Origin of the sequence: Paraburkholderia sp. RL17-337-BIB-A, assembly GCF_046025895.1 — a bacterium.
Lineage (GTDB): Bacteria > Pseudomonadota > Gammaproteobacteria > Burkholderiales > Burkholderiaceae > Paraburkholderia > Paraburkholderia fungorum_C.
On the sequence record NZ_JARESY010000003.1, the window covers coordinates 1,288,426 to 1,310,342 of the forward strand.

The 21,917-nt window shown below is 59.7% G+C and carries 21 protein-coding genes and 4 pseudogenes; 20 read left to right on the plus strand and 5 right to left on the minus strand.

Annotated features, from left to right (window positions below; genetic code table 11):
- The first annotated feature begins 3 nt into the window (after positions 1 to 3).
- From P0D84_RS44265 to P0D84_RS44280, 4 genes are all read left to right on the plus strand, one after another.
- Positions 4 to 186: a hypothetical protein gene (locus P0D84_RS44265; protein ID WP_408349314.1), complete on the plus strand. Its 183-nt coding sequence runs from the start codon at positions 4 to 6 to the stop codon at positions 184 to 186.
- Positions 187 to 303: 117 nt separating this feature from the next.
- Entirely contained in the window at positions 304 to 681 is a 378-nt protein-coding gene (locus P0D84_RS44270; RefSeq protein WP_408349317.1) for an NUDIX hydrolase, read from the plus strand.
- 263 nt (positions 682 to 944) lie between these two features.
- Complete coding sequence (locus P0D84_RS44275) at positions 945 to 2,114, plus strand: zinc-dependent alcohol dehydrogenase (RefSeq protein WP_408349320.1); 1,170 nt, start codon at positions 945 to 947, stop codon at positions 2,112 to 2,114.
- Between the two features lie 469 nt (positions 2,115 to 2,583).
- Entirely contained in the window at positions 2,584 to 3,036 is a 453-nt protein-coding gene (locus P0D84_RS44280) for a CinA family protein (protein ID WP_408349323.1), read from the plus strand.
- A gap of 296 nt (positions 3,037 to 3,332) precedes the next feature.
- Here P0D84_RS44280 and P0D84_RS44285 read toward each other — a convergent pair whose 3' ends face one another.
- Positions 3,333 to 4,547, minus strand: coding sequence for a zinc-dependent alcohol dehydrogenase (locus P0D84_RS44285; RefSeq protein WP_408349855.1), 1,215 nt, complete (start codon positions 4,545 to 4,547; stop codon positions 3,333 to 3,335).
- Between the two features lie 199 nt (positions 4,548 to 4,746).
- Here P0D84_RS44285 and P0D84_RS44290 point away from each other — a divergent pair.
- The 11 genes and pseudogenes from P0D84_RS44290 to P0D84_RS44340 form a co-directional block, all read left to right on the plus strand.
- Positions 4,747 to 5,758: pseudogene (locus P0D84_RS44290) on the plus strand (SDR family oxidoreductase).
- A 95-nt stretch (positions 5,759 to 5,853) separates the two neighbouring features.
- Positions 5,854 to 6,105 carry a xanthine dehydrogenase family protein molybdopterin-binding subunit gene (locus P0D84_RS44295; RefSeq protein WP_408349326.1) on the plus strand — a complete coding sequence of 84 codons (252 nt, stop codon included), beginning with the start codon at positions 5,854 to 5,856 and terminating at the stop codon, positions 6,103 to 6,105.
- A 263-nt stretch (positions 6,106 to 6,368) separates the two neighbouring features.
- A complete protein-coding gene (locus P0D84_RS44300) occupies positions 6,369 to 6,890 on the plus strand; it encodes a glutathione binding-like protein (RefSeq protein ID WP_408349328.1) in 522 nt (173 codons plus the stop codon).
- Between the two features lie 66 nt (positions 6,891 to 6,956).
- A complete protein-coding gene (locus P0D84_RS44305) occupies positions 6,957 to 8,102 on the plus strand; it encodes an ISAs1 family transposase (RefSeq protein ID WP_408331415.1) in 1,146 nt (381 codons plus the stop codon).
- Between the two features lie 1,479 nt (positions 8,103 to 9,581).
- A complete protein-coding gene (locus P0D84_RS44310) occupies positions 9,582 to 9,968 on the plus strand; it encodes an ATP-binding protein (RefSeq protein ID WP_408349331.1) in 387 nt (128 codons plus the stop codon).
- The gene (locus P0D84_RS44315; RefSeq protein WP_408349334.1) at positions 9,965 to 10,105 is read left to right on the plus strand and encodes a hypothetical protein; all 141 of its coding nucleotides are present in this window, start codon (positions 9,965 to 9,967) and stop codon (positions 10,103 to 10,105) included. Before P0D84_RS44310 ends, P0D84_RS44315 begins: the two co-directional genes overlap by 4 nt.
- 21 nt (positions 10,106 to 10,126) lie before the next feature.
- Entirely contained in the window at positions 10,127 to 10,414 is a 288-nt protein-coding gene (locus tag P0D84_RS44320; protein WP_408349336.1) for a sensor histidine kinase, read from the plus strand.
- Entirely contained in the window at positions 10,411 to 11,388 is a 978-nt protein-coding gene (locus P0D84_RS44325; protein WP_408349339.1) for an IS5 family transposase, read from the plus strand. The genes P0D84_RS44320 and P0D84_RS44325 overlap by 4 nt, the downstream gene beginning before the upstream one ends.
- Before the next feature lie 9 nt (positions 11,389 to 11,397).
- A complete protein-coding gene (locus P0D84_RS44330; protein ID WP_408349342.1) occupies positions 11,398 to 11,889 on the plus strand; it encodes an ATP-binding protein in 492 nt (163 codons plus the stop codon).
- Positions 11,890 to 11,919: 30 nt separating this feature from the next.
- A complete protein-coding gene (locus P0D84_RS44335; RefSeq protein WP_408349345.1) occupies positions 11,920 to 12,132 on the plus strand; it encodes a response regulator in 213 nt (70 codons plus the stop codon).
- Between the two features lie 393 nt (positions 12,133 to 12,525).
- A pseudogene (locus tag P0D84_RS44340) lies at positions 12,526 to 12,798 on the plus strand (GMC family oxidoreductase); the annotation flags it as partial.
- Positions 12,799 to 12,953: 155 nt separating this feature from the next.
- Here the strand turns inward: P0D84_RS44340 and P0D84_RS44345 are convergent.
- The 3 genes from P0D84_RS44345 to P0D84_RS44355 form a co-directional block, all read right to left on the minus strand.
- Positions 12,954 to 13,139, minus strand: a complete 186-nt coding sequence (locus tag P0D84_RS44345) for a hypothetical protein (protein ID WP_408349348.1) — start codon at positions 13,137 to 13,139, stop codon at positions 12,954 to 12,956.
- A gap of 114 nt (positions 13,140 to 13,253) precedes the next feature.
- Positions 13,254 to 13,661: a GFA family protein gene (locus tag P0D84_RS44350; RefSeq protein WP_408349351.1), complete on the minus strand. Its 408-nt coding sequence runs from the start codon at positions 13,659 to 13,661 to the stop codon at positions 13,254 to 13,256.
- A gap of 46 nt (positions 13,662 to 13,707) precedes the next feature.
- Positions 13,708 to 13,857, minus strand: coding sequence for a hypothetical protein (locus P0D84_RS44355; protein WP_408349354.1), 150 nt, complete (start codon positions 13,855 to 13,857; stop codon positions 13,708 to 13,710).
- Between the two features lie 352 nt (positions 13,858 to 14,209).
- Here P0D84_RS44355 and P0D84_RS44360 point away from each other — a divergent pair, with 352 nt between their 5' ends.
- The 5 genes and pseudogenes from P0D84_RS44360 to P0D84_RS44380 form a co-directional block, all read left to right on the plus strand.
- Positions 14,210 to 15,112, plus strand: coding sequence for an SDR family oxidoreductase (locus P0D84_RS44360; protein WP_408349357.1), 903 nt, complete (start codon positions 14,210 to 14,212; stop codon positions 15,110 to 15,112).
- Between the two features lie 7 nt (positions 15,113 to 15,119).
- Entirely contained in the window at positions 15,120 to 15,395 is a 276-nt protein-coding gene (locus P0D84_RS44365; protein WP_408349360.1) for a hypothetical protein, read from the plus strand.
- Between the two features lie 281 nt (positions 15,396 to 15,676).
- Positions 15,677 to 16,020, plus strand: a pseudogene (locus P0D84_RS49210) (DUF3022 domain-containing protein).
- Positions 16,021 to 16,269: 249 nt separating this feature from the next.
- Positions 16,270 to 20,433: a CheR family methyltransferase gene (locus tag P0D84_RS44375; protein ID WP_408349366.1), complete on the plus strand. Its 4,164-nt coding sequence runs from the start codon at positions 16,270 to 16,272 to the stop codon at positions 20,431 to 20,433.
- Positions 20,434 to 20,643: 210 nt separating this feature from the next.
- Positions 20,644 to 21,327 (plus strand): annotated as a pseudogene (locus P0D84_RS44380) (DUF4158 domain-containing protein); the annotation flags it as partial.
- A gap of 236 nt (positions 21,328 to 21,563) precedes the next feature.
- On the opposite strand, the gene P0D84_RS44385 reads toward P0D84_RS44380, so the two are convergent.
- Positions 21,564 to 21,914, minus strand: coding sequence for a response regulator (locus P0D84_RS44385; protein ID WP_408349369.1), 351 nt, complete (start codon positions 21,912 to 21,914; stop codon positions 21,564 to 21,566).
- Positions 21,915 to 21,917: the final 3 nt, after the last annotated feature.

Genomic DNA, 21,917 nt, shown 5'->3' on the forward strand with positions numbered 1-21,917 from the left:
TGAATGGCTCGATTACGCGTCCGCGCTGGTGGCAATCACCGCAAAGCCTGGCAGCCGCAGAACAAGATCGAGAAATTCGGTTTGGAGCCGCCGATCAGGCAACCCGGCCAACCGGCCGAACTCGTGCCGGTTCATGTGCTGCTGGGCCATGAAGCGAGCTTCGTCACCGGCAAAGTGTATGGGTGACGGGCGGCAATCGTTTAGCGTAAGCGCGACCCGGCAATTTCAAACGATGATTTCAAAGTACCCGGTATGGGGAGCAGCCGCCGCTTCCCCTCAAACGAGGCGGGCGGCAGGCAGAAGATGAAAGACAGGGCAACCGTTCTATGCGTTCGGGACGACCGTATTTTGCTGGTTGCCAGGCAACGGTCGAGATGGGCCTTGCCCGGTGGACGGATTCGTCGGGGCGAGTCGCCACAGGACGCTGCGTCGAGAGAACTGGGCGAAGAAACGACTCTTGTCGCCGACGCTCTGGTTTATCTCTTCCAGTTCAACGGCTTCAACACGCAGCATTACGTCTTTTTCGCGGACGTCGACCCTCTGTTATCCGCGCAAGCCAGCAACGAAATTGTCAGGTGCGGGTGGTTCACTCCGGCCAAGGTAGAGACGCTCTCGGCGAGCGTGCCAACGCGTGGGATCGTGGCGCTTTTCTGCCGACATATCGGCGACTTGAAAAGCTGATGAGGCCGTGCAGAGGTCGAGCGCCAAACGCGCGAGAACCACGTCGCCGCATGAGGTCTATACGACAGTGCCCTGCGGTAAGCCGTGGACAGAATTGCTTCGAGTGCGCAGCGAGGCCTTTTTGCAAGCCGATCGTCGGGCAACGACTGCCGACGAAGCTCCCGACATTCGTGGTACGGCCGTTGCTCAGTTGAACAGACCGAACCCGGTATCCGGCCAGACCCTCGGTGCGCAAATTGGCCACTATCCCTCAGGAGAGTCACATGAGAGCACTTCGCTGGCACGGCAAGCATGACATTCGCTGCGACACGGTTCCCGATCCGATCATCGAAGAAGGTCGCGACGCAATCATCAAGGTATCGACCTGCGCGATTTGCGGATCGGACCTGCACCTGTTCGACGGTTTCATGCCGACCATGGAAAGCGGCGACATCATGGGACACGAATTCATGGGCGAGGTTGTGGAAGTCGGCAAAGACAATGCGAAACTCAAGGTGGGCGACCGTGTCGTGGTGCCGTTTACTATCTTCTGCGGCGAATGCGAGCAGTGCAAGCGGGGCAATTTCTCGGTGTGCGAGCGCAGTAATCGCAACAAGGAGAAGGCTGACAAAGTATTTGGTCACGCGACCGCCGGGCTCTTCGGCTACTCCCATTTGACCGGCGGTTATCCCGGCGGCCAGGCGGAATACGTCCGTGTCCCGATGGCCGACACCACCCACGTCAAGATTCCGGACGGCCTGACCGACGAGCAGGTCCTCTTTCTCGGCGACATCTTTCCGACCGGCTGGCAGGCGGCCGTGAACTGCGACATTCAACCCGACGACACCGTCGCGATCTGGGGCGCGGGTCCGGTCGGTCAGATGGCAATTCGCAGCGCCGTCCTATTGGGCGCGCGGCAGGTTGTGGTGATCGACCGCGTGCCGGAACGACTCGCGATGGCGCGTGCGGGCGGCGCGATCACCATCAATTTCGACGAGGAAAGCGTGCTGGACCGCCTCAAGGACCTGACTAACGGAAAGGGGCCGGAAAAATGCATCGATGCCGTGGGCATGGAGTCGCATGCAACTCGCTCCTTCGATGCCGTGTACGATCGCGTCAAGCAGGCGGTGATGCTTGAGACCGACCGTCCCCATGTGCTTCGCGAAATGATTTATGTTTGCCGCCCTGCGGGAACGCTGTCGGTGCTGGGTGTCTATGGCGGTCTGATCGACAAGATCCCGTTCGGCGCGTCGATGAATAAAGGCCTCACCTGGAAAATGGGTCAAACCCATGTCAATCGGTGGACCGACGATTTGCTCGAGCGGATTCAGGAAGGCCAGATCGACCCCTCCTTTGTCATCACCCATTCCGTAGCGCTGGAAGATGGACCGGGCATGTACAAGACATTCCGCGACAAGGAAGACGGCTGCATCAAGGTCGTGCTGAAACCTTGATGACCCTCTCACGCGGCCGCGCTGAGCTCAGCGCCTCAGGGCGGCGTTGCAGACGACGCATTCATGGCAAAGCTGGGAACAGCAATGCAGAAAACCAGCCATCCTCTGGTTAAGACGGATGGGCTCCATCAAAGCGCGAGTGACCTGCGCGAGCGATCGGGCAAGAACGGTCGCGTCCGAGAGACGCGCGTGTACAAGCGAGCGGGCGGCCGGCTGCTGGCGGGAGCGGCAGTGTTTCTCCTGGCGTCACTCTCCCACAGGTCGGAGCGGGCAAAAGCGACTCGCTGAGCGAGGGTAAGTCTCGAGGCGGAAAAATGGGACATACAGTGGGACACACCCTATCACGTTCATCGGCGGCCGCTTTTCAGAACTATCAGTTCTCGTCCTTGGGCCGCGTGCGCTTTCGCCGGATCCGGACCGTCTCTTGCTACGTGGAAAGGGACGTTTCGCTCCTTCCTTGGGTGCGGCCATGAATGTCCCCATGCAGGTCGTGTCGTTCCTGTCATCGCGCGGGCTGAAACTCGCCACGGCCGAGTCGTGTACTGCGGGCCAGATCGCGTCTTATCTTGCCAGCGTACCTGGAAGTGGTGCGTGCCTCGATGTCGGTTTTGTGAGCTATTCCCCTTCGGGCAAGGTCGGCTTTCTCGGTGTCAAGCAGTCAACAATGGAACGGTGCGGTCTCACCAGTGAATCAGTCGCGCGTGAAATGGCCGAAGGTGCGCTCCAGCAGGAGGGTTGTTGCGCGGACATTGTCGTGTCCAACACGGGACTGGCGGACGATGGAACGGAAGGCGGTCCGCCTCCAGGCACGCAATGCTATGCGTGGGCATTCTGCACGCGGGAAGGCAACATAGTCACGTTTTCCGAGACACGAAGGTTCGCGGGCAACAGGAACGACGTTCGCTCGGCTGCCGCACTCTAAGCTCTGTCGCGCATCGAGCATTACTTCACGAAGTCGCCAACGTAGGGCGGCAAATTTACACGAGGCCCAGGACATGAGCCTGTCATCCTCGGGATTCGCACGCGGAAAAAGACGTGGCACAAGCGCTAAAGCCCAGTTTCGGCGCACACATCGGCAAACCGGGTGTCGCTGGCGTCGTTACTTGCGGCGATCGGACAGTGCCGTCTTGCAGCGACGCATAACGTTGTGACGTGAGCAGTCCATACGTTCGCCTATCCACGCGTTCCGGCGGCCCTGCGCCGGAACGAGTAGTGGGGTCATGCGGACGGTTTCAGCTCGACCTTGATCCAGCCAGGCTGACGTTCGTCGAAAGCCTTGAAAGCGTCAATCGCGTTGGTCATCGATTCACACTGGGTGAGGATTTTCGACGGATCAATTTTGCCGGTTCGCACCATTTCCACCAGTTGCGGCACGTACCTGCGATGGTTGCAATTGCCCATGCGGATCGTCAGGTTCTTGTTCATCGCCATGCCAATCGGGAAGAACGAATCGGTGGGCGGATAGACGCCGATGATCGAGAGCGTGCCCGCCTTCGCGAGCGCCTGAACCGCCCATTGCAGCGCCTGCGACGGAGCATCACCCGGATGCCAGTTGTCCCCATGCGGACGGGCGTGGGGCGCGATCTTTTTCCCCTCTTCCTCGAAGGCCTGTTTTTGTTCTTCGGCGTGCGCGGCCGCCGGACCTGCGTGCGCATAAACCGCGTCGACGCCCACTGCATCGATCGCTGAATCTACACCGATACCGCCGGTTAGCGATTTGATCGTCTCGACGGGATCCTCCTTGTCGAAGTCGATAACTTCGGCGCCCTGCTCACGTGCCATCGCCAGGCGTGAGTCGAGACAATCGACTGCGAAGATACGGCCTGCGCCCATCAGTTTCGCCGAAGCGATCGCAAACTGGCCGACCGGGCCGCAGCCAAACACCGCTACCGTCTGACCGGGCTTGATGTTGGCAAGGTCCGCGCCAAAATAGCCTGTCGGGAAAATGTCGGAAATCGGAATCGCCTGCTCGTCGGTCACTTCGTCGGGCAACTTGACCAGATTGACGCTTGCGAATGGCACACGCACTTTCTCGGCCTGCATCCCGTTCAATCCACCGGCCGCTTTGGGGCCGCCGTAGAACACGGTGCCCGCGCCAGGACCGTTCGGGTTCGCGTTATCGCATTGCGCATAGTAACCGGCGCGACAATAGGAACAGTAACCGCAAGCCACCGTGGACGGCACAACTACACGGTCGCCAACCTGAAAATTTCGCACGCCCTCACCTATTTTTTCCACGATGCCTACGCCCTCGTGACCGAGGATAGTGCCTTCGTCCACACCCTCGAAGGTGCCTCGAATGAAATGAAGGTCCGTGCCGCAGATCGCGCTCGTTGTCAGCCGGACAATCGCATCGGTCGGCTGCTCCAGCGTGGGCTCAGGTACATCTTCAAGGCGAATATCGCCAATGCCGCGAAAGACAATCGCTTTCATCATGGGCTCCTCGGACGGACTTAAAGATTGGGATGGACTCACCGCATGACGCGACGATCCAACGCTGCGGATCGATGCGCAAGCGACATTCCCAACATCCGAGTGCCACCGGCTGCTTGCTGAGCAGGAACCCCGTTTGCTCATAAAGCAACGGCTAGCCGGCCGCCACTCTTCCCCCAACCTCTACTCCGGAGCAGTCATGCCTTCAGATGATCCCAAATCGACCACACGCCGCAAGTTGATGCAGGGCGCGACAGTCGGACTCGCCACCGCCGTCGCGGGACGTGCCGTCGCGCAGACGGGCGCGCCGAATGGGACGGCAGAAGCTGCGCCGCCGCAAGATCCGCGCAACCTGTATCCGCGTCCGCCCTTCCCAGCCCAGCAGCAGCCGTGGCCGGGTCTTGCGGGCCGCATGAATCCCCGCCCCGACCATGGCGAGTCCAGTTACCGAGGCAGCGGCCGCCTCGCAGGTCGGCGAGCGCTCATCACCGGCGGCGACTCCGGCATTGGCCGTGCGGCGGCAATTGCTTACGCGCGCGAAGGCGCCGATATCGCTATCGTTTATCTTCCACAGGAAGAGCCCGACGCACGCGAGGTCATCCAGATCATTCGAGCGGCGGGACGCAAGGCAGTGGCTCTGCCCGGTGACATTCGAAGCGAGGCGTTTTGCCAATCGATTGTCGAGCAGGCCGTAGCCGGGCTTGCCGGGCTCGATATTCTCGTTAATAACGCCGGTCGGCAGCAGAGTCACGATTCCATCCTGGACATCAGCACCGAGCAGTTCGACTGGACGCTTCGTACGAACCGGTACGCTCTTTTCTGGATCACGAAGGCCGCGATACCGCACATGCCGCCCGGTGCGGCGATCGTCAATACCGCCTCAGTCAATGCCTATGACCCCTCGTCGAATCTGCTTGACTATGCGATGACCAAGGCGGCAATTGCGAATTTCACAAAAACGCTCGCAAAACAGCTGATCGAGCGAGGAATACGGGTCAACGCAGTCGCGCCCGGTCCTTTCTGGACTGCGCTTCAGGTCACGGGCGGGCAGACGACTGAAAACGTGGAGAAGTTCGGTCAACAGGTGCCCATGGGGCGACCGGGCCAACCCGCTGAAATTGCCCACGTTTTATGTGGACCTTGCGTCGATCCAGGCAAGCTATGTTACCGGGCAGATCTATGGCGCGATGGGCGGCACGGGACAGCCGTAGTGCGTCGGCACGACGCGGGCCTGAGGGTGGCGCAACCGCCCGACTCGGCTACCGCTCGCGCGCTTCCGGGTTTGTATCTGTGGTGGAGCATACAAATGGAACCACCCCGGCACACATGCTCGCGTCGACGCGTTCGCAAAGGTCACCGGGCCGCGCAGTTCGCTTCGGACTTTGTGTTGCCGGGGCTCGCATACGCATCGGTCGTGACCAGCCACATCGCCCGGGGACGTATCGTGCGCTTCGAGTTGGCTTGCGCCCGTGCGGCCGATAGCGTAATCGGCTTCTTCGCGCATGCCGACCTTGGAAATGCGAACTTGCACGTGCCCCATTTGATGGCAGGCGGCTAGTCGAACAGTTCGGCGCTGCCGCTTGGCTTCGATCAAGTCCGCCAGGCTGGCCAGATCGTCGCGCTGCGACGCGGATTAACGCATTGAGATTGAATACGACCGTCAGCTTCCTATGAGCGGTCTTTCAAGTTTGGCAAAGGCGGCGAAAGAATTTGTTGCTTTGCGGTGGCGTCGCGGCATGCGGCGGCCCGCCGTGGAAGACGGCACAGCCTTTGCTTCGGGGTAGGAAGTTTAGCCCATTTCACGATTAGGAGACATCTATCATGAAACTATACTATTCACCGGGTGCGTGCAGCCTCGCCGACCATATCGCGATGCATGAGGCCGATCTCAGCTTCGACCGCGTTCGCGTCGACTTGAAGACCAAGGAAACCGAGACTGGAGATCAGTTCGACCAAATCAATCCCAAGGGCTACGTCCCAACCGTTGAGATGGATGACGGCCAGCGACTGACTGAAAACGTCGCAATCCTTTCGTGGGTCGCGCAGCGCAAGCCCGCCCTTGCGCCCCATGGCGAAGCCGGCAGCTTGCGCCTGCTTGAAATGCTGGCGTTCATTTCGACTGAGATCCACAAACAGTTCGGGCGTATTTTCAAGCCTAGTTCGGATGAGGAAGCAACGGCTGCACGCGAGAAGGTCGGGCAACGCTTTCGGTTGATCGCCGGTATGTTTAAAGGCGATTACCTGTTCGGAAGCGAAATGAGCGTGGCAGATGCCTATCTGTTCACCATGCTGCTCTGGGCGAAAAACAGGGCCGGAGCGCCAAAACCCGTTTACAAGCAATGAGTTACAGCAACGAGTTGTAAGCTTGGCGGAAAAAGCGTTTACTTCTGGTTTTTCAGAGTAGCGCAAATGAGCCCGGGAAAACATCTGATCAGTCTGCTGTCGGCAATAGAAGATCCCCGCGTCGTTGGACGAACGTGGCACAAGTTGATCGACGTTCTGTCGATTGCGCTGTTCTCTGTGCTGGCCGGCGCACAAGGGTGGGACGAGATGGAAGAATGGGGGCTTGCCAACGAAGCGAGGCTTCGGCAATACCTCGAATTGCCCCATGGCATCCCGGGGCACGACACCATCCGACGGATCTTCGAGGTGCTCGATCCGAAGCAACTGGATGCGTGCCTGCTGAATTGGGTAGGCGAGGTGTGTCCGGATCTTCATTCGGTCATCGCAATCGACGGCAAGAGTGTGCGTGGTTCGGGCACGCACGCCAGGGGTGTGCGTGCCTTGCATAGCGTGACGGCCTACGCGAGTCTAAGTGGGCTGGTGCTGGCGCAGCAGCGCTGCGAGGAGAAGTCAAACGAGATCACTGCCATTGAAGCTCTGCTGCCCGTCCTGTCGCTCAAGGGCAGCCTGGTAACCATAGACGCCATCGGCACTCAGGTGGCCATCGCCCAGAAGATCACTGAGCGTGGTGGCGACTATCTGCTGGTTGCGAAGGATAACCAGCCCGGTCTGGCTCAGGCCGTTGAAGACTATATGCGAATCGGCAAAGCCCACGATTGGGCGCACATGAATCCATCGATCTTTGAGACGCTGGATAAAGGGCATGGTCGCCTTGAAACCCGTCACTGTGTCGCAGTGGCAGCGCCGGACTATCTCAGCGAACTGGACCGCTGGCCCAGGCTTAAGAGCCTGGTGCGCATTGAGCGGACACGCGAGATCGCGGGCCAGGTCAGCTCGCAGACGCAGTACCTGATCAGCTCCGCAGCACCCGACGCCAAATACCTACTTGAGGCGAGCCGCATGCACTGGGCCATCGAGAATGGTTTGCATCATTGCCTTGACGTGACCTTCCGCGAGGACGCCAGCACCGTGCGCTTGCGCAATGCGACGGCCAATTTCGCCACCTTGCGCCGCATCACTTTGAATTTGCTGCGCATGCGGCCCGAATCCGGTAAGAAAAAGCGCAGCGTGGCCGCACGTCGCAAGGTCGCCGGCTGGAATCCCGACTACTTATTCGAGTTACTCCAGCTCACGCGACTTCCCAGAATTTGATGCTCCGGCCCTGGGGCGAAAAAAGCGGGTATCGAAGTGCCCCAAAAATTGACGGCTTATGTTGAACGGATGCGCGCGCGTCCGGCCGTACAACTTGCCCTGAAGCACGAGGGGCTGGATTGATGAGACGGAGGGCCGGAAAAGTCCTCCGGTTTTCCATCGGGAGCGAGGCAGCTACAAGGCGTGCAGTTGCGCACGCTTTGTCGTTGTCGTTTCTGGCTGTCTGGAAGTCGGGTCTCGTGCATTCTGTCCAGTATCTCTGGATGGCTGTTATATGGCGCAGACCAGTCATCACCGGGCGCCGAGGCCACAGGAGCTGTGTGGTCAGACGTCACCTTGAGGCACAGTACCGGGTAGCGGCGAGCCCTCCTGCCAACCAGCCAGCACAGGCGCATTCTTCAGCCTGCATAGATCGAGGAAACGCAAACATGTTGGATCCGAAGTCAGGTCTCATGACGCGATAACACGGGCACGTATCGGCCAGTTTCGGCGCCAGTTCGAGATTGATGCCCGAGAATACTCCTTCCAAGGGCATAAACATGTTGCGCAAGGCTACCCGCCGTTTGAAACGTGCCAGCGTGCATCCTTTAACCGATGGATTCAGTCGTCTCCAGGCAACCCGCTTCCTGCGTTCAGAAGACTTGCACAGTGCTTGACTCGCCGCGCCAGAAGGTCCAGCCGACACACCCCGGGCTCAAATGTATCCGCAACGTTGTCGAATCCACAGTTGGCAAAGGTTCGACAGGCTAAACGCGCCCGGCTCCACAAAGTTTGCGTTCGTCGGTACGTGCAACACTTTGCCGGATCACGTTAAACCATTGCGTGCGTAAAGCCCTTGCCAGCGCCAAGGGGTCTTCATTACCAGTACCCGAGCCGCCCGCGCTTCGGCCAACGGTAGCGGGTTCTGAGCTCTCGTCGGGTAAGAGCGACATCCACAGGCGTATCTCGATCTGATGACTCGAGGTCCGACCCGTGGATGAACGCCCACGCGCCGGTAAAGCCTCGTACAATTAGTGTCCGTCGGCGGGTACCCTGACTGAACCATTTGGGCTCGCTTGCCGCAAGATACTTTCGCGACGTCCTGAAGGCCATCACGCAGCCGCTGCTATCGCAGCGATTCGGCTCTACCCTTTCTCCGCGCGACGCGATGCCATGGAAAGCACTCGCAAACCCGCACAAACGAACGAACTCAGCATGCGTCCGGTACGACCAGCAGACTTAGCCGCTGAAAACGGCGTCTTGCTGAGGCTCGCTCGTGCGCAGTCGGGGTCGCGCGAGCGGCTCTTACAGGAAATAGCGAACGGTGCACTTTCGCTCTGCGATGCAGGCAGTTCCGGCATCAGTCTCGTCGAGGGTGCGGACCTGCGAAAGCACTTTCGCTGGCTGGCAGTGGCAGGCTTATGTCTGGGACTGCAGGGCAGAACGACAGCGTGACAGGAATGCCCGTGTCGGCTCGCGCTGGAGTCCGCAGCTCCCCAGTTGTTCGTTCGGCCCCAGACCCACTTTCCCAGCTTGCGGTTTCCCGGCGTTGACATTGCCGAAGGACTCGTCGTTCCCATTCCGACCGAAACCGGCTTCGTTGGCGCGATCTGGGTGATGTCGCACACACCGGAACGCCACTTCGACCTTGAAGACGTCCGCTTGCTCACGAACCTCGCCGTCTCCGCGGGCGCTGCGCTAACCATCGTGGATGCCCGTGATACCGGCGAGGAAAGCGAGCGACGGCACAGCGAATTCATCGCGATGCTCGGCCATGAACTGCGCAACACGATGGCGCCGATCGATAGCGCGGTCGGCGCTGAAAACAGTTGTGCGCGGATAACGAACAGGCGGTTGCAGTCCTCACCATTGCGCAGCGGCAGATGAGACATCTTCGGACTCTTGTCGACGATCTGCTGGACGCGGCGCGGCTGAAGCACGGCAAGCTCGCCATCAAGCACAGCGATACGTCGCTCAACGAGATTGCGTTCGATGCCATGACGGCCGTGAAGCACCATATTTAATCGAGACGTCACTCCCTCAGGTTGTCCGGCCTTGAGGCGCCAGTTCCAGTCACTGCCGATCACGTGAGGCTGAGCCAGGTTCTCGGCAACCTGCTGTCCAATGCAGCGAAGTACACGCCGATCGGCGGCACCATCGATCTGGCCGTGACGATCGTTGCCGAAAAGAGTGACTCTGCGCGTAAGAATGTGGTCGTTATTGAAGTGCGCGACAACGGCATCGGGATCGACAGTTCGATGCAGCCGCACGTTTTTAAGGCTACGCTGAAAAAGGTCAACGGCATTGGGCGTTCAATCGTTAGATGTGCATGAAACAACAGACCCTTGCGATGGCGGCCGATCAAGGCGCCGGATTTGAACAGTACCGTCGGCCAACCAAACGCGATGTGTTCCTTGAGACGATGGAGCAGATCGTGCCGTGGGCGCAACTGTGCGAGGTTGTCGAGCCGTACTATCCGAAGGGTCAAGGCGGTCGCCCGCCAGTGGGTCTGGAGCGCATGCTGCGCATGCACTTTGTGCAGCACTGGTTCAACCTGGCCGATGAAGCATGCGAGGAGGCGCTGCTGGACAGCACCGCATTGCGGCGATTCGTCGGGATTGACCTGGGGCGCGAGCGGGTTCCCGATGGCACGACGCTGTTGAAGTTTCGCCGGCTGCTGGAGCGCAACAAGCTCGGCGAGCAGTTGTTCTCCAAGGTCGGCGAAGTACTGCAAGGGCATGGGCTGAAGGTTGGCACCGGAACGATCGTGGATGCCACCATCATCGGTGCGCCCAGTTCCACGAAGAATGCGGACAAGGCACGAGACCCCGAAATGCATCAGACGAGGAAGGGTCAGCAGTGGTACTTCGGCATGAAGCTGCACATCGGTGTGGATAGCCAGACGGGACTGGCACACAGCGCGGTAGTGACGGCGGCAAACGTGCATGACAAGCATCCGCTGCCGGCGCTGCTGCACGGCGACGAGCGGCGTGTGTACGGTGACAGCGCCTATGCGAGCCAGAAAGAACTCATCACCAGCAAGGCGCCGAAAGCGAAGGACTTCACCAACCAGCGTGTGCGCAATCGCAGTGGTGAAGTCGATGAAACCAGGCGCTCGAAAAACCGCAACAAGTCGAAGATTCGTGCCCGGGTCGAACACGTCTTTGCGGTGGTCAAGCGGCTGTGGGGCTTCGGCAAGGTGCGCTATCGCGGCCTCGCGAAGAACGCCACGCGTGCCTTTACTGCACTCGCGCTGGCCAACATCTACATGAGCCGCACGCGGCTGATGGCACAGGTGCGTCCATAAGCAGCCGAAATGGGTCGAGAGTCCCGCTTGCCAGGCCCTTCAGGGCCGGGAAATCGAACCAGTCGAATCGCTGATCTCACGTTCCGAAATTCAGCATCAAGCTGTCGGCGAAAACGGTGGCTTCTTCAGCGTAGCCTTAAACTCTTCGCGCAGTCTGCGCGCGGTAATGCCAGGGCAGAAGGCGGATTGGGCATCGGCCTTGCCGTCGCGAAGCGAATGGTGGAACTGCACGACGGAACGATCTCGCTTCACAGCGACGGAACAGGCAGGGGCACGTCAGTCACCCTGCGACTGCCTATATTGCGATCTGGCCCGGGCACGACGGCGACAGTCGATACTGCGCAGTCGCTCTGTCTGGGGCCTGTAAGGCTGCTACTCGTAGATGACAACGTGGATGCGTTGCAGTCGCCAGGGGTCCTGCTGGAGCTGGAAGGACATCAGGTCACGACGTGCAACGGCGGCCGTGAAGCGGTCCAGTTGATCAAGGAAACACTGCCCTAGGTCGCCATCATCGACGTCGGCATGCCAGACATGGACGGCTTTGATGTCGCCCATGCGGTGAGGGCTGACAGCGGGCTTGATAATGTCATGCTCGTAGCGCTTACTGGCTACGCGGCAGAATCGGACAAATCCCGGGCATTGGCTGCGGGCTTCGACTTTCATCTCACCAAACCCCTATCGCTCGAGAAGTTGCAGTACATACTGGCAAACCGCGCTGGCGGAAAGCTGGCCGGCATTGTTTGATTCCCGGCGCTTAACCAGGCCCGAGCTCTTCTGCCCAGCAACGCTTCGTTCGGAAGGGCGCTAAAGCCATCGGCGGCAGCTGGGGAGCCGAGCGGTGCCGCGTGGCCGATTGTGTGATGCCCGCGCGCCAACTCGGCCGTGCCGAACGCCGCAGTCATACCGGCTGATGATTTGCTCGCTCAAAACAGGCGACTGTGTCCGGCCGAAATCGTTCGGGGAAAGTCCTTACTCCCGTGGCGTACTCGCCGTTCATGCGTGACCACGCGTCGTTAGCGACACTGCATGCCCCCGGGCATGTTCGTGGTGACGCTCACGCAGTGTGGCGGTCAGGCGGTCAACATCTCGTGAATCGGAGTCGGGAACACACCGCCGTTCATTTGACCACCGCCGGACTTCATGGAACAGGCGCTTGGCGCTGCAGGAGGCGGCGAAATCTGGTGGGAAAACGACGACACGTGCCACCTGAACGGTACAGCACGTATGGAGGATGATCCGTCAGTCAGCGTGGTCAACGCCGATTGCCGGAGCTGGGATATCCGCAATCTATGGATATGCGATGGCTCGGTGTTTCCGACTGTGGGTGGCGTGAATCCTTCGCTGACCATTCAGGCGATAGCGTGCCGAACCGCCGATCGCATCGTCGAACTGGCTACGCACGGCAAACTTCAAGCCACCCACCCTTGCAGGCCGGATATGCAGAGCGCGAGCCGATTTCAGTCACGAGAGGTTAATGAAATCGACCTCAAGTCAGGTTGACGCTCCAACGTATCCTGCGCGAGTTTGCCGGGCCGAAAGCTCTCAGCATGTCTCCCATCAGCGAGCTACGACTCAACGGGCATCCGCCAGCGGAGCGGACGCCCGTTCAGCGACGAGCGCCATGGCATTACGGCTGTCGCTGTCCACCCTGGTGCTGCGGTGCCTTGCTGGTTCTGCTGCTGTTGGCCTTGCTGTTTGGCTGTTTCCTTCGGGTTGGCGGGATGGGAATTCGATTGCTTCGTATCACTCATGTCGACACTCCTTGCCGGATACGCCGGCTGCTTTTACAAAAAGAGCAAGCCGCGTTCCGCTGCGGATGCAGACTTTGCAACCGCAGAGCTAAGCGGGCCTATTCATCCTGCGGCTTACGCGATTCTCCCTTTGTCATATTCGGTGCGCACGCCCGCGGGCAGCCACGGCTCCTTGTGACAACACCACAGTTCGTAACTCGGCTCATACAGGCCAACACGGTCGAAAGCGCCCAGCGGAAGATCCAACTCCTCGCCATCGAGGTATTCCATGAATGCCACCGATCCGCATACCGGGCAAAAATGCCTTCGCGCTTCGGGTGAACTCTGCCAAGCCAGCGTCGGCCCGGAGAACGCTACATCACCACGCTCGAACATCGCGTAACCGCCGAATACGTTGCCATGTATTCGCCGGCACGTCATGCAATGGCATATCGACACGCGCCTGGGTCGCGTGCTCACGCGGAACCGCACCGCTCCGCACGCACACCCGCCGGTTTCTTCGATTGGTTCGCTATTCGTCACCACGATGCACCCCTTCGCCCGCAATCTGGACTGCGCGCCACCGGTTCTACTTCTCGCTCTTAGGAATCTTTGCACCCGACTTGCGCGCCTGGTTCAACGCAATTGCTACAGCCTGTTTGTGTGGCTTACCGTGTTTTGTTTCGGTCTTGACATTGTGCGACACGGTGTCCTTCGACTTCCCTCTCTTAAGCGGCATGATGTTCTCCTGTCGATCAAAATAGTCCTGAGGAAGCAGCCGCCCGGCGGAGCGGCTACACGTGGAGCAATCGCAGCATGCGGCGTGCCACTTGGCGACGGACGTGCAGCGATGGGGCTCGGTTTTTCCGACCGTCGGCAGCGTCAATCCTTCACCGACCATTCAGGCGATAGCGTGCCGAACCGTCGATCGCATCGTCGAGCTGGCTGCGTACGGCGAACTGCAAGACATCGCCGCGTGCGGGTGTGCAGGCCCTTAACCCAGGAATGCCCGTTGCTCAATCGTTGAGCCCACGCAGAAGGCGTCACGCGATGCCCGCTGCGGCCACCGACCGACGCAAAGGAGTGCGCACATGTCCGACACCAAAAACCGGTTCACCATGCAGGACCCCACGAAGCAATACCCCCAGCCGCCTTTCGAACGCCAGCCGCAGTCGCCCCCGGGCCTCGCGAAACAGATGAACCCGCAGCCCGATCACGGCGAGAACAGCTACAAAGGTTTCGGCAGACTGGCAGGCCGACGCGCGCTGATTACGGGCGCGGACAGCGGGATCGGCCGTGCGGTTGCGATCGCCTTTGCGCGCGAAGGCGCCGACATCGCGCTGAATTACCTGCCGAGCGAAGAAGCGGACGGCCGTGAAGTCATCCAGATGGTCGAGGCCGCCGGCCGCAAAGCTATCGCGCTGCCCGGCGATATCGGCGACGAAGCGTTTTGCACGCAGCTTGTCGATCAGTCGATCGGGCAACTCGGCGGCCTCGATATCCTGGTGAACGTCGCGGGCAAGCAGACTTACGTCGATGACATCGCCGAGCTTTCGACGGAACAGTTCGAAGCGACCTTCCGCACCAACGTCTTCGCCATGTTCTGGCTGTGCAAGGCTGCGTTGCCGCATCTGCCGCCAGGCGCGACCATCATCAACACGACGTCGATCCAGAGCTATCAGCCCAGTCCCGGGTTGCTCGATTATGCGTCGACCAAGGCTGCCATCACGGCCTTCACCCATGCACTGGCGAAACAGGTCGTAGGCAAGGGTGTCCGTGTGAATGCCGTTGCGCCCGGGCCGGTATGGACGCCGCTGCAACCGAGCGGTGGTCAACCACAGGAAAAGATCGAGAAATTCGGTTCCGAGGTTCCGATGAAGCGACCGGGACAACCTGCCGAACTTGCGCCGGTCTATGTGTTGCTGGCGTCGCAGGAGTCGAGCTTCGTGACAGGCGAAGTGTATGGCGTGACTGGCGGCAATCACCTGACGTGATCGGCGCATGTCCTCTGGCAGATTGACCGGCGCCTACTGGCTTGCCGCACTTGCCGGTGTGCTTACAACGGGCGCTTCGCGCACCGGCGCGTCCGTCGAACTGGCCGCGCTGCCTGCAGCGCTATCCGCCCGGTTCGCGGCATTGCTGGTGCCCGCCGTGCCGCTCGGGCCGGCGGAATTGCTCAACGCACCGCTGCTTGCCGAGTCCATCGCACCTGGGTTCCCGTTATCCGTCCTCTTGCATCCGGAGGCCACCGCGACCAGCGCGGCGATCGAGACATAAATGAACTGATTCGTCATCGCCCGCTTCATGACCTGGTACCTCCAAAGGTATGTTGTGCAACATCAGGTTGCATGCGGAATTTCTACTGAATAGCGAGCATCGGTCATGCCCGATTGCGGATCTGGCAACACGGTCGCTCTTTCGTAAGGAATGCGCATTGCTCCGCCTCCCGGTGATCACTTGTGACTAATCGACGGCGCACGGGCCCACGTGCGGGGATGGCGCCGTGACGACCTGTTCAACACGATGGCCTGCCGGAGGTACGGATGAATGAAGCGAACATGGACCAAGGTCTCGAAGAAATAGAACCGGCGCTTGCCGCTATCTTCGAATCGCCCAAAGCACCAGCGGTCAGCAGTTATGACGAAGGCGCGCGTCTATTCCTGCAGTTATCGTGGGTTGTCGAATCTCATCGCGATACGACGCTCGACGCGCGGTGTGTTATCACCCTTTCCTGGAGCGCGAACAATTCGATCGTTATGCGTCGCTCGATACCGCGCAACGCAAGGCGTTTCAGGCGCGCCTGGCCGAATGGGTGCGCCAGGAGTTTGCCAGGCGCAAGAATTCGCCGGTATTGCACGGAGACTGCGCAGTGGAACTGGCTATGCCGGACGAAATCCTCTGACTACCGGGCGGGGTCCTCGCATTGGGGAAGCAACCTTGCCGCCAGCAGCGCATGTCACGTGTTGGAAACCGCGCCCAAAAGTACACAACCTGGAATTCGACCCGGTAACTCTTGCCTGCTCGACCGTGGCGGCCAACCCGGCGCGACTTCTGCTTTCCTGTCTACATCGTCCGGTGTACGCTGGATGACTCATGCCACCGTCCCACAGCAAACCAACCGGGGCTGTCTACAGCCCCATCGCCCCTACTGATGACCACGCCAACATCCTCCGATCCGGGCCCTGGACAATCCGGCGCGACGCCTGCTTCGTCTAGATCCCCAACGTTTCCCGTGGTTGGCATTGGCGCATCTGCCGGCGGGATCCAGGCGCTTCTTCGTCTCTTTGAGCAAATGCCCGCAGACAGTGGTATGGCGTTTGTCGTCGTACTGCATCTTTCCCCAAAGTACGAAAGCCGCGCCGACCAGGTGTTGCAGCGGGCAACCTCAATGCCTGTCATGCAGGTTCGTGAGCCGACACACATCGAGAAGAACTCCATCTATCTGATCTCGCCGTCCAACGATCTATCCATGTTCGATGGCTACCTTCGCGTGACGCCGGCGGAGCGGCCGTCAGGCAGGCCGGTGGCGATCGACCGGTTTTTCCGCAGTCTTGCGGACGCGCACGGCACGCGTGCCATAAGCGTAATCCTTTCCGGCACAGGCAGTGACGGAAGCGCCGGGATCGGCCGGATCAAGGAATGTGGTGGCGTCACGCTGACTCAGAGCCCGGACGACGCCGAATACGGCGAGATGCCGCAAAACGCCATTGCGACCGGGCTCATAGACATGTCGCTGCCGGTCGTCGATCTTCCGCAAAAGCTGCTCGAGCTATGGCGCAATGCGCAGGTGATCCAGCTACCGAGGGTTGAAGGCGAGCCTCCGATAGCTGCGGCCCCGTCAAGTGAAAATGCGGTAGCAACCGCAGAGAGCGCATTGCAGGAAATTCTCAAGGCTCTGCGAGTTCATACCGGACATGACTTCCGTCACTACAAGCGCGCAACGGTGTTGCGGCGCATCGAACGGCGCCTGCAGGTCAATGCGCTTCCCGATCTGCCCTCGTACCTCCTTTTTCTGGAACGACACCCCGACGAAAACAGGGGATTGCTTCGAGACATGCTGATTGGCGTAACCAATTTTTTCCGCGATCGTGAAGCATTCGAAGCGCTGGAACGAGAGGTCGTACCCAGAATCCTGGAAGGTAAAACTGACGAAGAACAAGCTCGCGCATGGGTTGCAGGCTGCTCGACGGGTGAAGAAGCCTATTCGCTTGCCATGCTGTTGTGCGAACGGTTGGCCGAAGAAAATCAACGGCCCGGCATTCAGGTATTCGCCACCGACATTGATGAACGCGCCATTGAGTCGGCGCGTTCCGGCCGGTATCTCGAGTCCATCCTGACCGACGTGCCGCCTTCGCGGCTGCGGCAGTTTTTTACGCACACGCGGGGGTTTTACATCGTAAGCAAGGCGCTTAGGGAAAAGGTCCTCTTTGCCGCACACAACATCTTGCGTGACCCGCCCTTCTCGCAGCTCGACCTGGTGACGTGCCGCAATCTGCTCATTTATCTTGACCGCGATGTTCAGCGACAGGTCCTGCAAACTTTTCATTTCGCCTTGCGGCCTGGCGGATTCCTTTTCCTTGGGAGCTCCGAATCAGCCGAGATAGCTCAGGACCTGTTCACCCCCATAGACAAGAAAAACCGCATCTACCGCGCAAAAGCCGTCACTCGCAGAACGCGAGTGACGCCCCAACAAACGTCAACCGGGAAAACACCGCACTTATCCCAGGTCGACGTCGCGCGGCCCTTAGCCAGACCAGCAAGTTTTTCGTTTGCGCCGTTGCATCAGCGTGTCATCGAATACTTCTCGCCACCGAGCATCCTCGTCGACCGGGACGCTGAAATCCTGCATATGTCTGAACATGTCGGACGTTTCTTGCGTTACGTGGGCGGCGAGCCATCCCACAACCTGCTCACCGTTGTGAATCCTGATCTGCGTCTGGAATTGAGAACGGCGCTCTATCAGGCGTTACAGCATGGAAAAAGCGTCGAGGTTAAACGGGTACGATTCTCACGGGGCGACGCGCCCTCCTATGTCAGACTCTCTGTGCACCCATTTCACGACGACGCAGCAGGTGGCGACGTCGTCGCCATCTTCTTCGACGAGTCTGACGAAGCAGAAGAGAGCGGCTCAGCCGATCCGGCTCGCAACCCTGGTCAGGACCGGGTCGTATCCCACCTCGAAACCGAGCTGATCCGAACGAAAGAACTTCTGCAATCCAACGTCGACCAATCGAACCTGTCGACCCAGGAACTGAAAGCATCGAACGAGGAATTGCAGGCAATCAACGAGGAAATGCGCTCGGCAACGGAAGAACTCGAAACCAGCAAGGAAGAGCTTCAGTCGGTCAATGAGGAACTGGTCACCGTGAATGCCGAGCTCCAGACGAAGGTCGAAGACGAAGCGAGGGCAAACGACGACCTTCAGAATCTAATTGTTTCGAGCGGCATCGCGACGATCTTCGTGGATCGGGCCATGCGGATCAAGCGCTTTACCGCGCCTGCAGTGAATATTTTCAACCTGATCGAGACTGATATTGGCCGGCCGTTGCTGGACCTCCGGCATCGCCTGAACTATCCGGAACTGGCACAGGATGCGGCCGCTGCATTCGAGACGCTCAGGCTGACGGAACGGGAAGTCAGCACGAACGATGGAGAGTCGTTCATTGTGCGACTGCTGCCGTACCGGACCCTCGATGACCGCATCGAGGGCGCGGTGCTGACCCTGATCGATATCACAGCGCGACGACGCGCGGAAGATGTGGCGCGAGCCAGCGAAGAGCGGTTGAAGTTTGCCGCGCTCACTACAGACGACTACGCGATCATCGTGCAGGACCTGGATGGCGTGATAGTGAGCTGGAACAGGGGCGCGCAGAACGTGTTCGGCTATGAAGAGGTGGAAGCTATCGGAAAGCCAATCGATCTGATCTTTGCGGAGGCGGACCGGGAACAGGGCGTGCCGCTGGCTGAGAGACAGAAGGCCAGAAGTGCAGGCCGTGCCGAGGATGAACGGTGGCATGTGCGCAAGGATGGCAGGCGGATCTATTGCAGTGGCGTGGTGACCGCGATCGACACGGAAGGCTTCAGAGGCTACGCGAAAATCGCGCGCGATCTCACGGATCGGAAAAGCGCCGAAAGCCGCCAGGCCGATCGGCTCGAACTCGAGCGACGGGTCCGCACACGCGCCGTCTCGGCGAACCGGCAAAAGGATGAATTCTTTGCGGTGCTGTCGCATGAACTCAAGAACCCGCTGAACCTCATACACGTGAAGGCGGAGATGCTGACGCGCGCACCGGAACTTCAGGACATCCCGCTGGTTCGGGATGCAACCGATGTGATTCTCCGGGCCGTGGTCGGCCAGGCAAAAATCATTGACGATCTGCTTGACCTGTCCCGGGCGCGGACCGGCAAACTCGCGCTGCATCTGGTATCCGTCGATGTTTCGGCAATCGTGCGCACGGTGGTCGACGCGAGCGCGTCTGACGCGGCCGCCAGCGGCGTTGCCCTATCCGTTTCAGGCATGGACAGCCCTGTTCAGATACAGGCTGACCCAGTCCGTCTGGAACAGATTTTCTGGAACATCATCCGTAACGCGCTGAAGTTCACCCCGGCGGGAGGCCGGGTAGACGTGACTCTTTTGCCTGAAGACGGATTCGTGTGCGTGCAGGTTGAAGATACAGGACAGGGAATCGCACCTGATTTTCTCCCCCGCGTCTTTGATATGTTCAGCCAGGGCCGTACCGGTCCCGCCCGGGAGCACAGCGGTCTGGGCATCGGGCTCTCGCTGGTCAAGCAACTGGTGGAAATGCACGGCGGCCAGATCCACGCGCATTCCGATGGCGTCGGGCGGGGCGCAACGTTCTCCGTGAGACTGCCCGAAATCGCAACCTCGTTGCCTGCGGAACATGCCCACATTGAGGTTGATGGGAGCGTCCTGAAGGATTTGCGGGTGCTGCTTGTTGACGATTCTGCCGACGCACTGGACGCCTTTCGTACGCTGCTGGAAATGGAAGGCGCGAAAGTCCGTGCCGAACTCAGCGGGAAGGCCGCGCTCGCCGCAGCAGCCGAAGCCAGATTTGATCTGATCCTGTCGGATATCGGCATGCCGGGAATGAGCGGCTATGAACTCATCGCGGAACTCCGGAAGTTATCCCAGACGGCGGCCACGCCAGCAATCGCCTTAACCGGATTTGGACGCGAAAAAGACGTGGCGGAAGCGCTGCAAGCCGGCTTCGACGCTCATGTCGGCAAACCGGTATCACTGGCTTCGTTACTTGCTGCGATCGGGCAATCACGGTTGGTTCGCGGCGACGCCTAGAGCTGGCCGAGCCGCTTGCGATAACTTCAATACGACGGCATCGAATGCCAGGTTGCCGAACCCGTACATGGGGTATGAGCGAGGTAAGCGTAAATTCCTATCATAAGACTTCTGGTTATGAAAACAGGCAGGATCATTTCAACGCGACCTGGTAACACGGGCTTTTTCTTGCGCTAATCTGAGCGGCCCTCTGCGATCAGGAAGACTCGCATGGCAACCATTGAGCGCACCGCCTATCCGCGTTTCCCCAAGGTTCTTGCTACACGGGACCTGCAAACCTGCTACACACCACAGCCGGACGAACTCGAATGGGCCCGCCGTTCGACTCGGGGTGAACGACCGAGACTGGGCCTGCTGGTGCTGCTCAAAGTCTTCCAGCAGATGCATCATTTCCCCGCCCTGGACAGCATTCCGGCATCGGTCGTCGAATACGTGCGGTCGGCGGCGGACATTGGTTCCGTGGTTCAGTTCGGCTATGACACGCAGACTTCACCGACACTCTTCCGGCACTACCTGACAATTCGTGAGTACCTCGGCGTCAAGCCCTATTACGGGACCGACGCCAACGTCATCGCGACACGCGCGGCGCACACGGCGGCCCTGTCGATGGACCAGCCAGTCGACATCATCAACGCCACGATCGATGAGCTCATCGCGCAGAACGTTGAACTCCCGGCGTTCTCAACGCTTGACCGCATCACGGAGCAGATCCATGCGAAAACCCAGACGCGGTTGTTCCGGCGTGTTGCCCGGCGCCTTACCGACGGGCAGAAGCGCGACCTTGACCGTCTGCTCGCGCGAGACCTGACGAGCCGCCAAAGCGCCTACAACCGTATCAAACGCCACGCAAAGCGACCGTCCCGCCAGCATCTCGATCTGCTGATCGAGCTCGTCATCCACGAGCAAAATCGAATACATCTGCGGCCGCCAGTTGGTCAGATTCGCTTTTCAGTGTCGCCCACCACGCAAGAAACGTTCCAAAAAGAGCGCTTGCCACGGCAAGTGTTTGTCTTTCCTGCGTGTATCTTTGGGAGGGACGCATGCAAACTCTAGGTGGTTCCACTGGGCTTCTCCGAACCCGATTGGTCCGCTCGAAGCGAATAGCCCACGCTCTCGCTGCGGGCTCGGGCTCAAGGCAGCATTTTCTCGATGATCGGAAGCAGCATGTCAAGTGAGATAGGCTTGCGGCAATAGGCAATCACCGGATTGGGCTGCTTCGGTATGTCGACGGCTGCGCTGCACAGGATTATCGGTATTGACCGCAGGTCCGGATCCTCTAAGAGGGCAGCGCATAGCTCTGGACCAGACATGACTGGCATCATGCAGTCACTGAGGATGAGGTCCGGCGTGGCCTTCCGGATCAGTTCAAGCGCGACCGCTCCGTTGGGCGCTGTCACAACCGTATAGCCGACCTGTTCGAGCAGCAGGCTCCAGACAGTCAGAAGATCGAACTCGTCGTCGACGACCATGATTGTTTTCATGGC

Bases quoted from the DNA above. Each gene is read 5' to 3' on its own strand.
- P0D84_RS44365 (WP_408349360.1), top strand. From the start codon at position 15,120: ATGTCCTCTGGCAGATTGACCGGCGCCTACTGGCTTGCCGCACTTGCC.
- P0D84_RS44315 (WP_408349334.1), top strand. From the start codon at position 9,965: ATGAGACATCTTCGGACTCTTGTCGACGATCTGCTGGACGCGGCGCGG.
- P0D84_RS44325 (WP_408349339.1), top strand. From the start codon at position 10,411: ATGAAACAACAGACCCTTGCGATGGCGGCCGATCAAGGCGCCGGATTT.
- P0D84_RS44280 (WP_408349323.1), top strand. From the start codon at position 2,584: ATGAATGTCCCCATGCAGGTCGTGTCGTTCCTGTCATCGCGCGGGCTG.
- P0D84_RS44300 (WP_408349328.1), top strand. From the start codon at position 6,369: ATGAAACTATACTATTCACCGGGTGCGTGCAGCCTCGCCGACCATATC.
- P0D84_RS44355 (WP_408349354.1), bottom strand. From the start codon at position 13,857: ATGCCGCTTAAGAGAGGGAAGTCGAAGGACACCGTGTCGCACAATGTC.
- P0D84_RS44275 (WP_408349320.1), top strand. From the start codon at position 945: ATGAGAGCACTTCGCTGGCACGGCAAGCATGACATTCGCTGCGACACG.
- P0D84_RS44360 (WP_408349357.1), top strand. From the start codon at position 14,210: ATGTCCGACACCAAAAACCGGTTCACCATGCAGGACCCCACGAAGCAA.
- P0D84_RS44335 (WP_408349345.1), top strand. From the start codon at position 11,920: ATGGACGGCTTTGATGTCGCCCATGCGGTGAGGGCTGACAGCGGGCTT.
- P0D84_RS44305 (WP_408331415.1), top strand. From the start codon at position 6,957: ATGAGCCCGGGAAAACATCTGATCAGTCTGCTGTCGGCAATAGAAGAT.
- P0D84_RS44265 (WP_408349314.1), top strand. From the start codon at position 4: ATGGCTCGATTACGCGTCCGCGCTGGTGGCAATCACCGCAAAGCCTGG.
- P0D84_RS44295 (WP_408349326.1), top strand. From the start codon at position 5,854: ATGGAACCACCCCGGCACACATGCTCGCGTCGACGCGTTCGCAAAGGT.
- P0D84_RS44375 (WP_408349366.1), top strand. From the start codon at position 16,270: ATGACCACGCCAACATCCTCCGATCCGGGCCCTGGACAATCCGGCGCG.
- P0D84_RS44345 (WP_408349348.1), bottom strand. From the start codon at position 13,139: ATGAGTGATACGAAGCAATCGAATTCCCATCCCGCCAACCCGAAGGAA.
- P0D84_RS44385 (WP_408349369.1), bottom strand. From the start codon at position 21,914: ATGAAAACAATCATGGTCGTCGACGACGAGTTCGATCTTCTGACTGTC.
- P0D84_RS44330 (WP_408349342.1), top strand. From the start codon at position 11,398: ATGGGTCGAGAGTCCCGCTTGCCAGGCCCTTCAGGGCCGGGAAATCGA.
- P0D84_RS44285 (WP_408349855.1), bottom strand. From the start codon at position 4,547: ATGAAAGCGATTGTCTTTCGCGGCATTGGCGATATTCGCCTTGAAGAT.
- P0D84_RS44270 (WP_408349317.1), top strand. From the start codon at position 304: ATGAAAGACAGGGCAACCGTTCTATGCGTTCGGGACGACCGTATTTTG.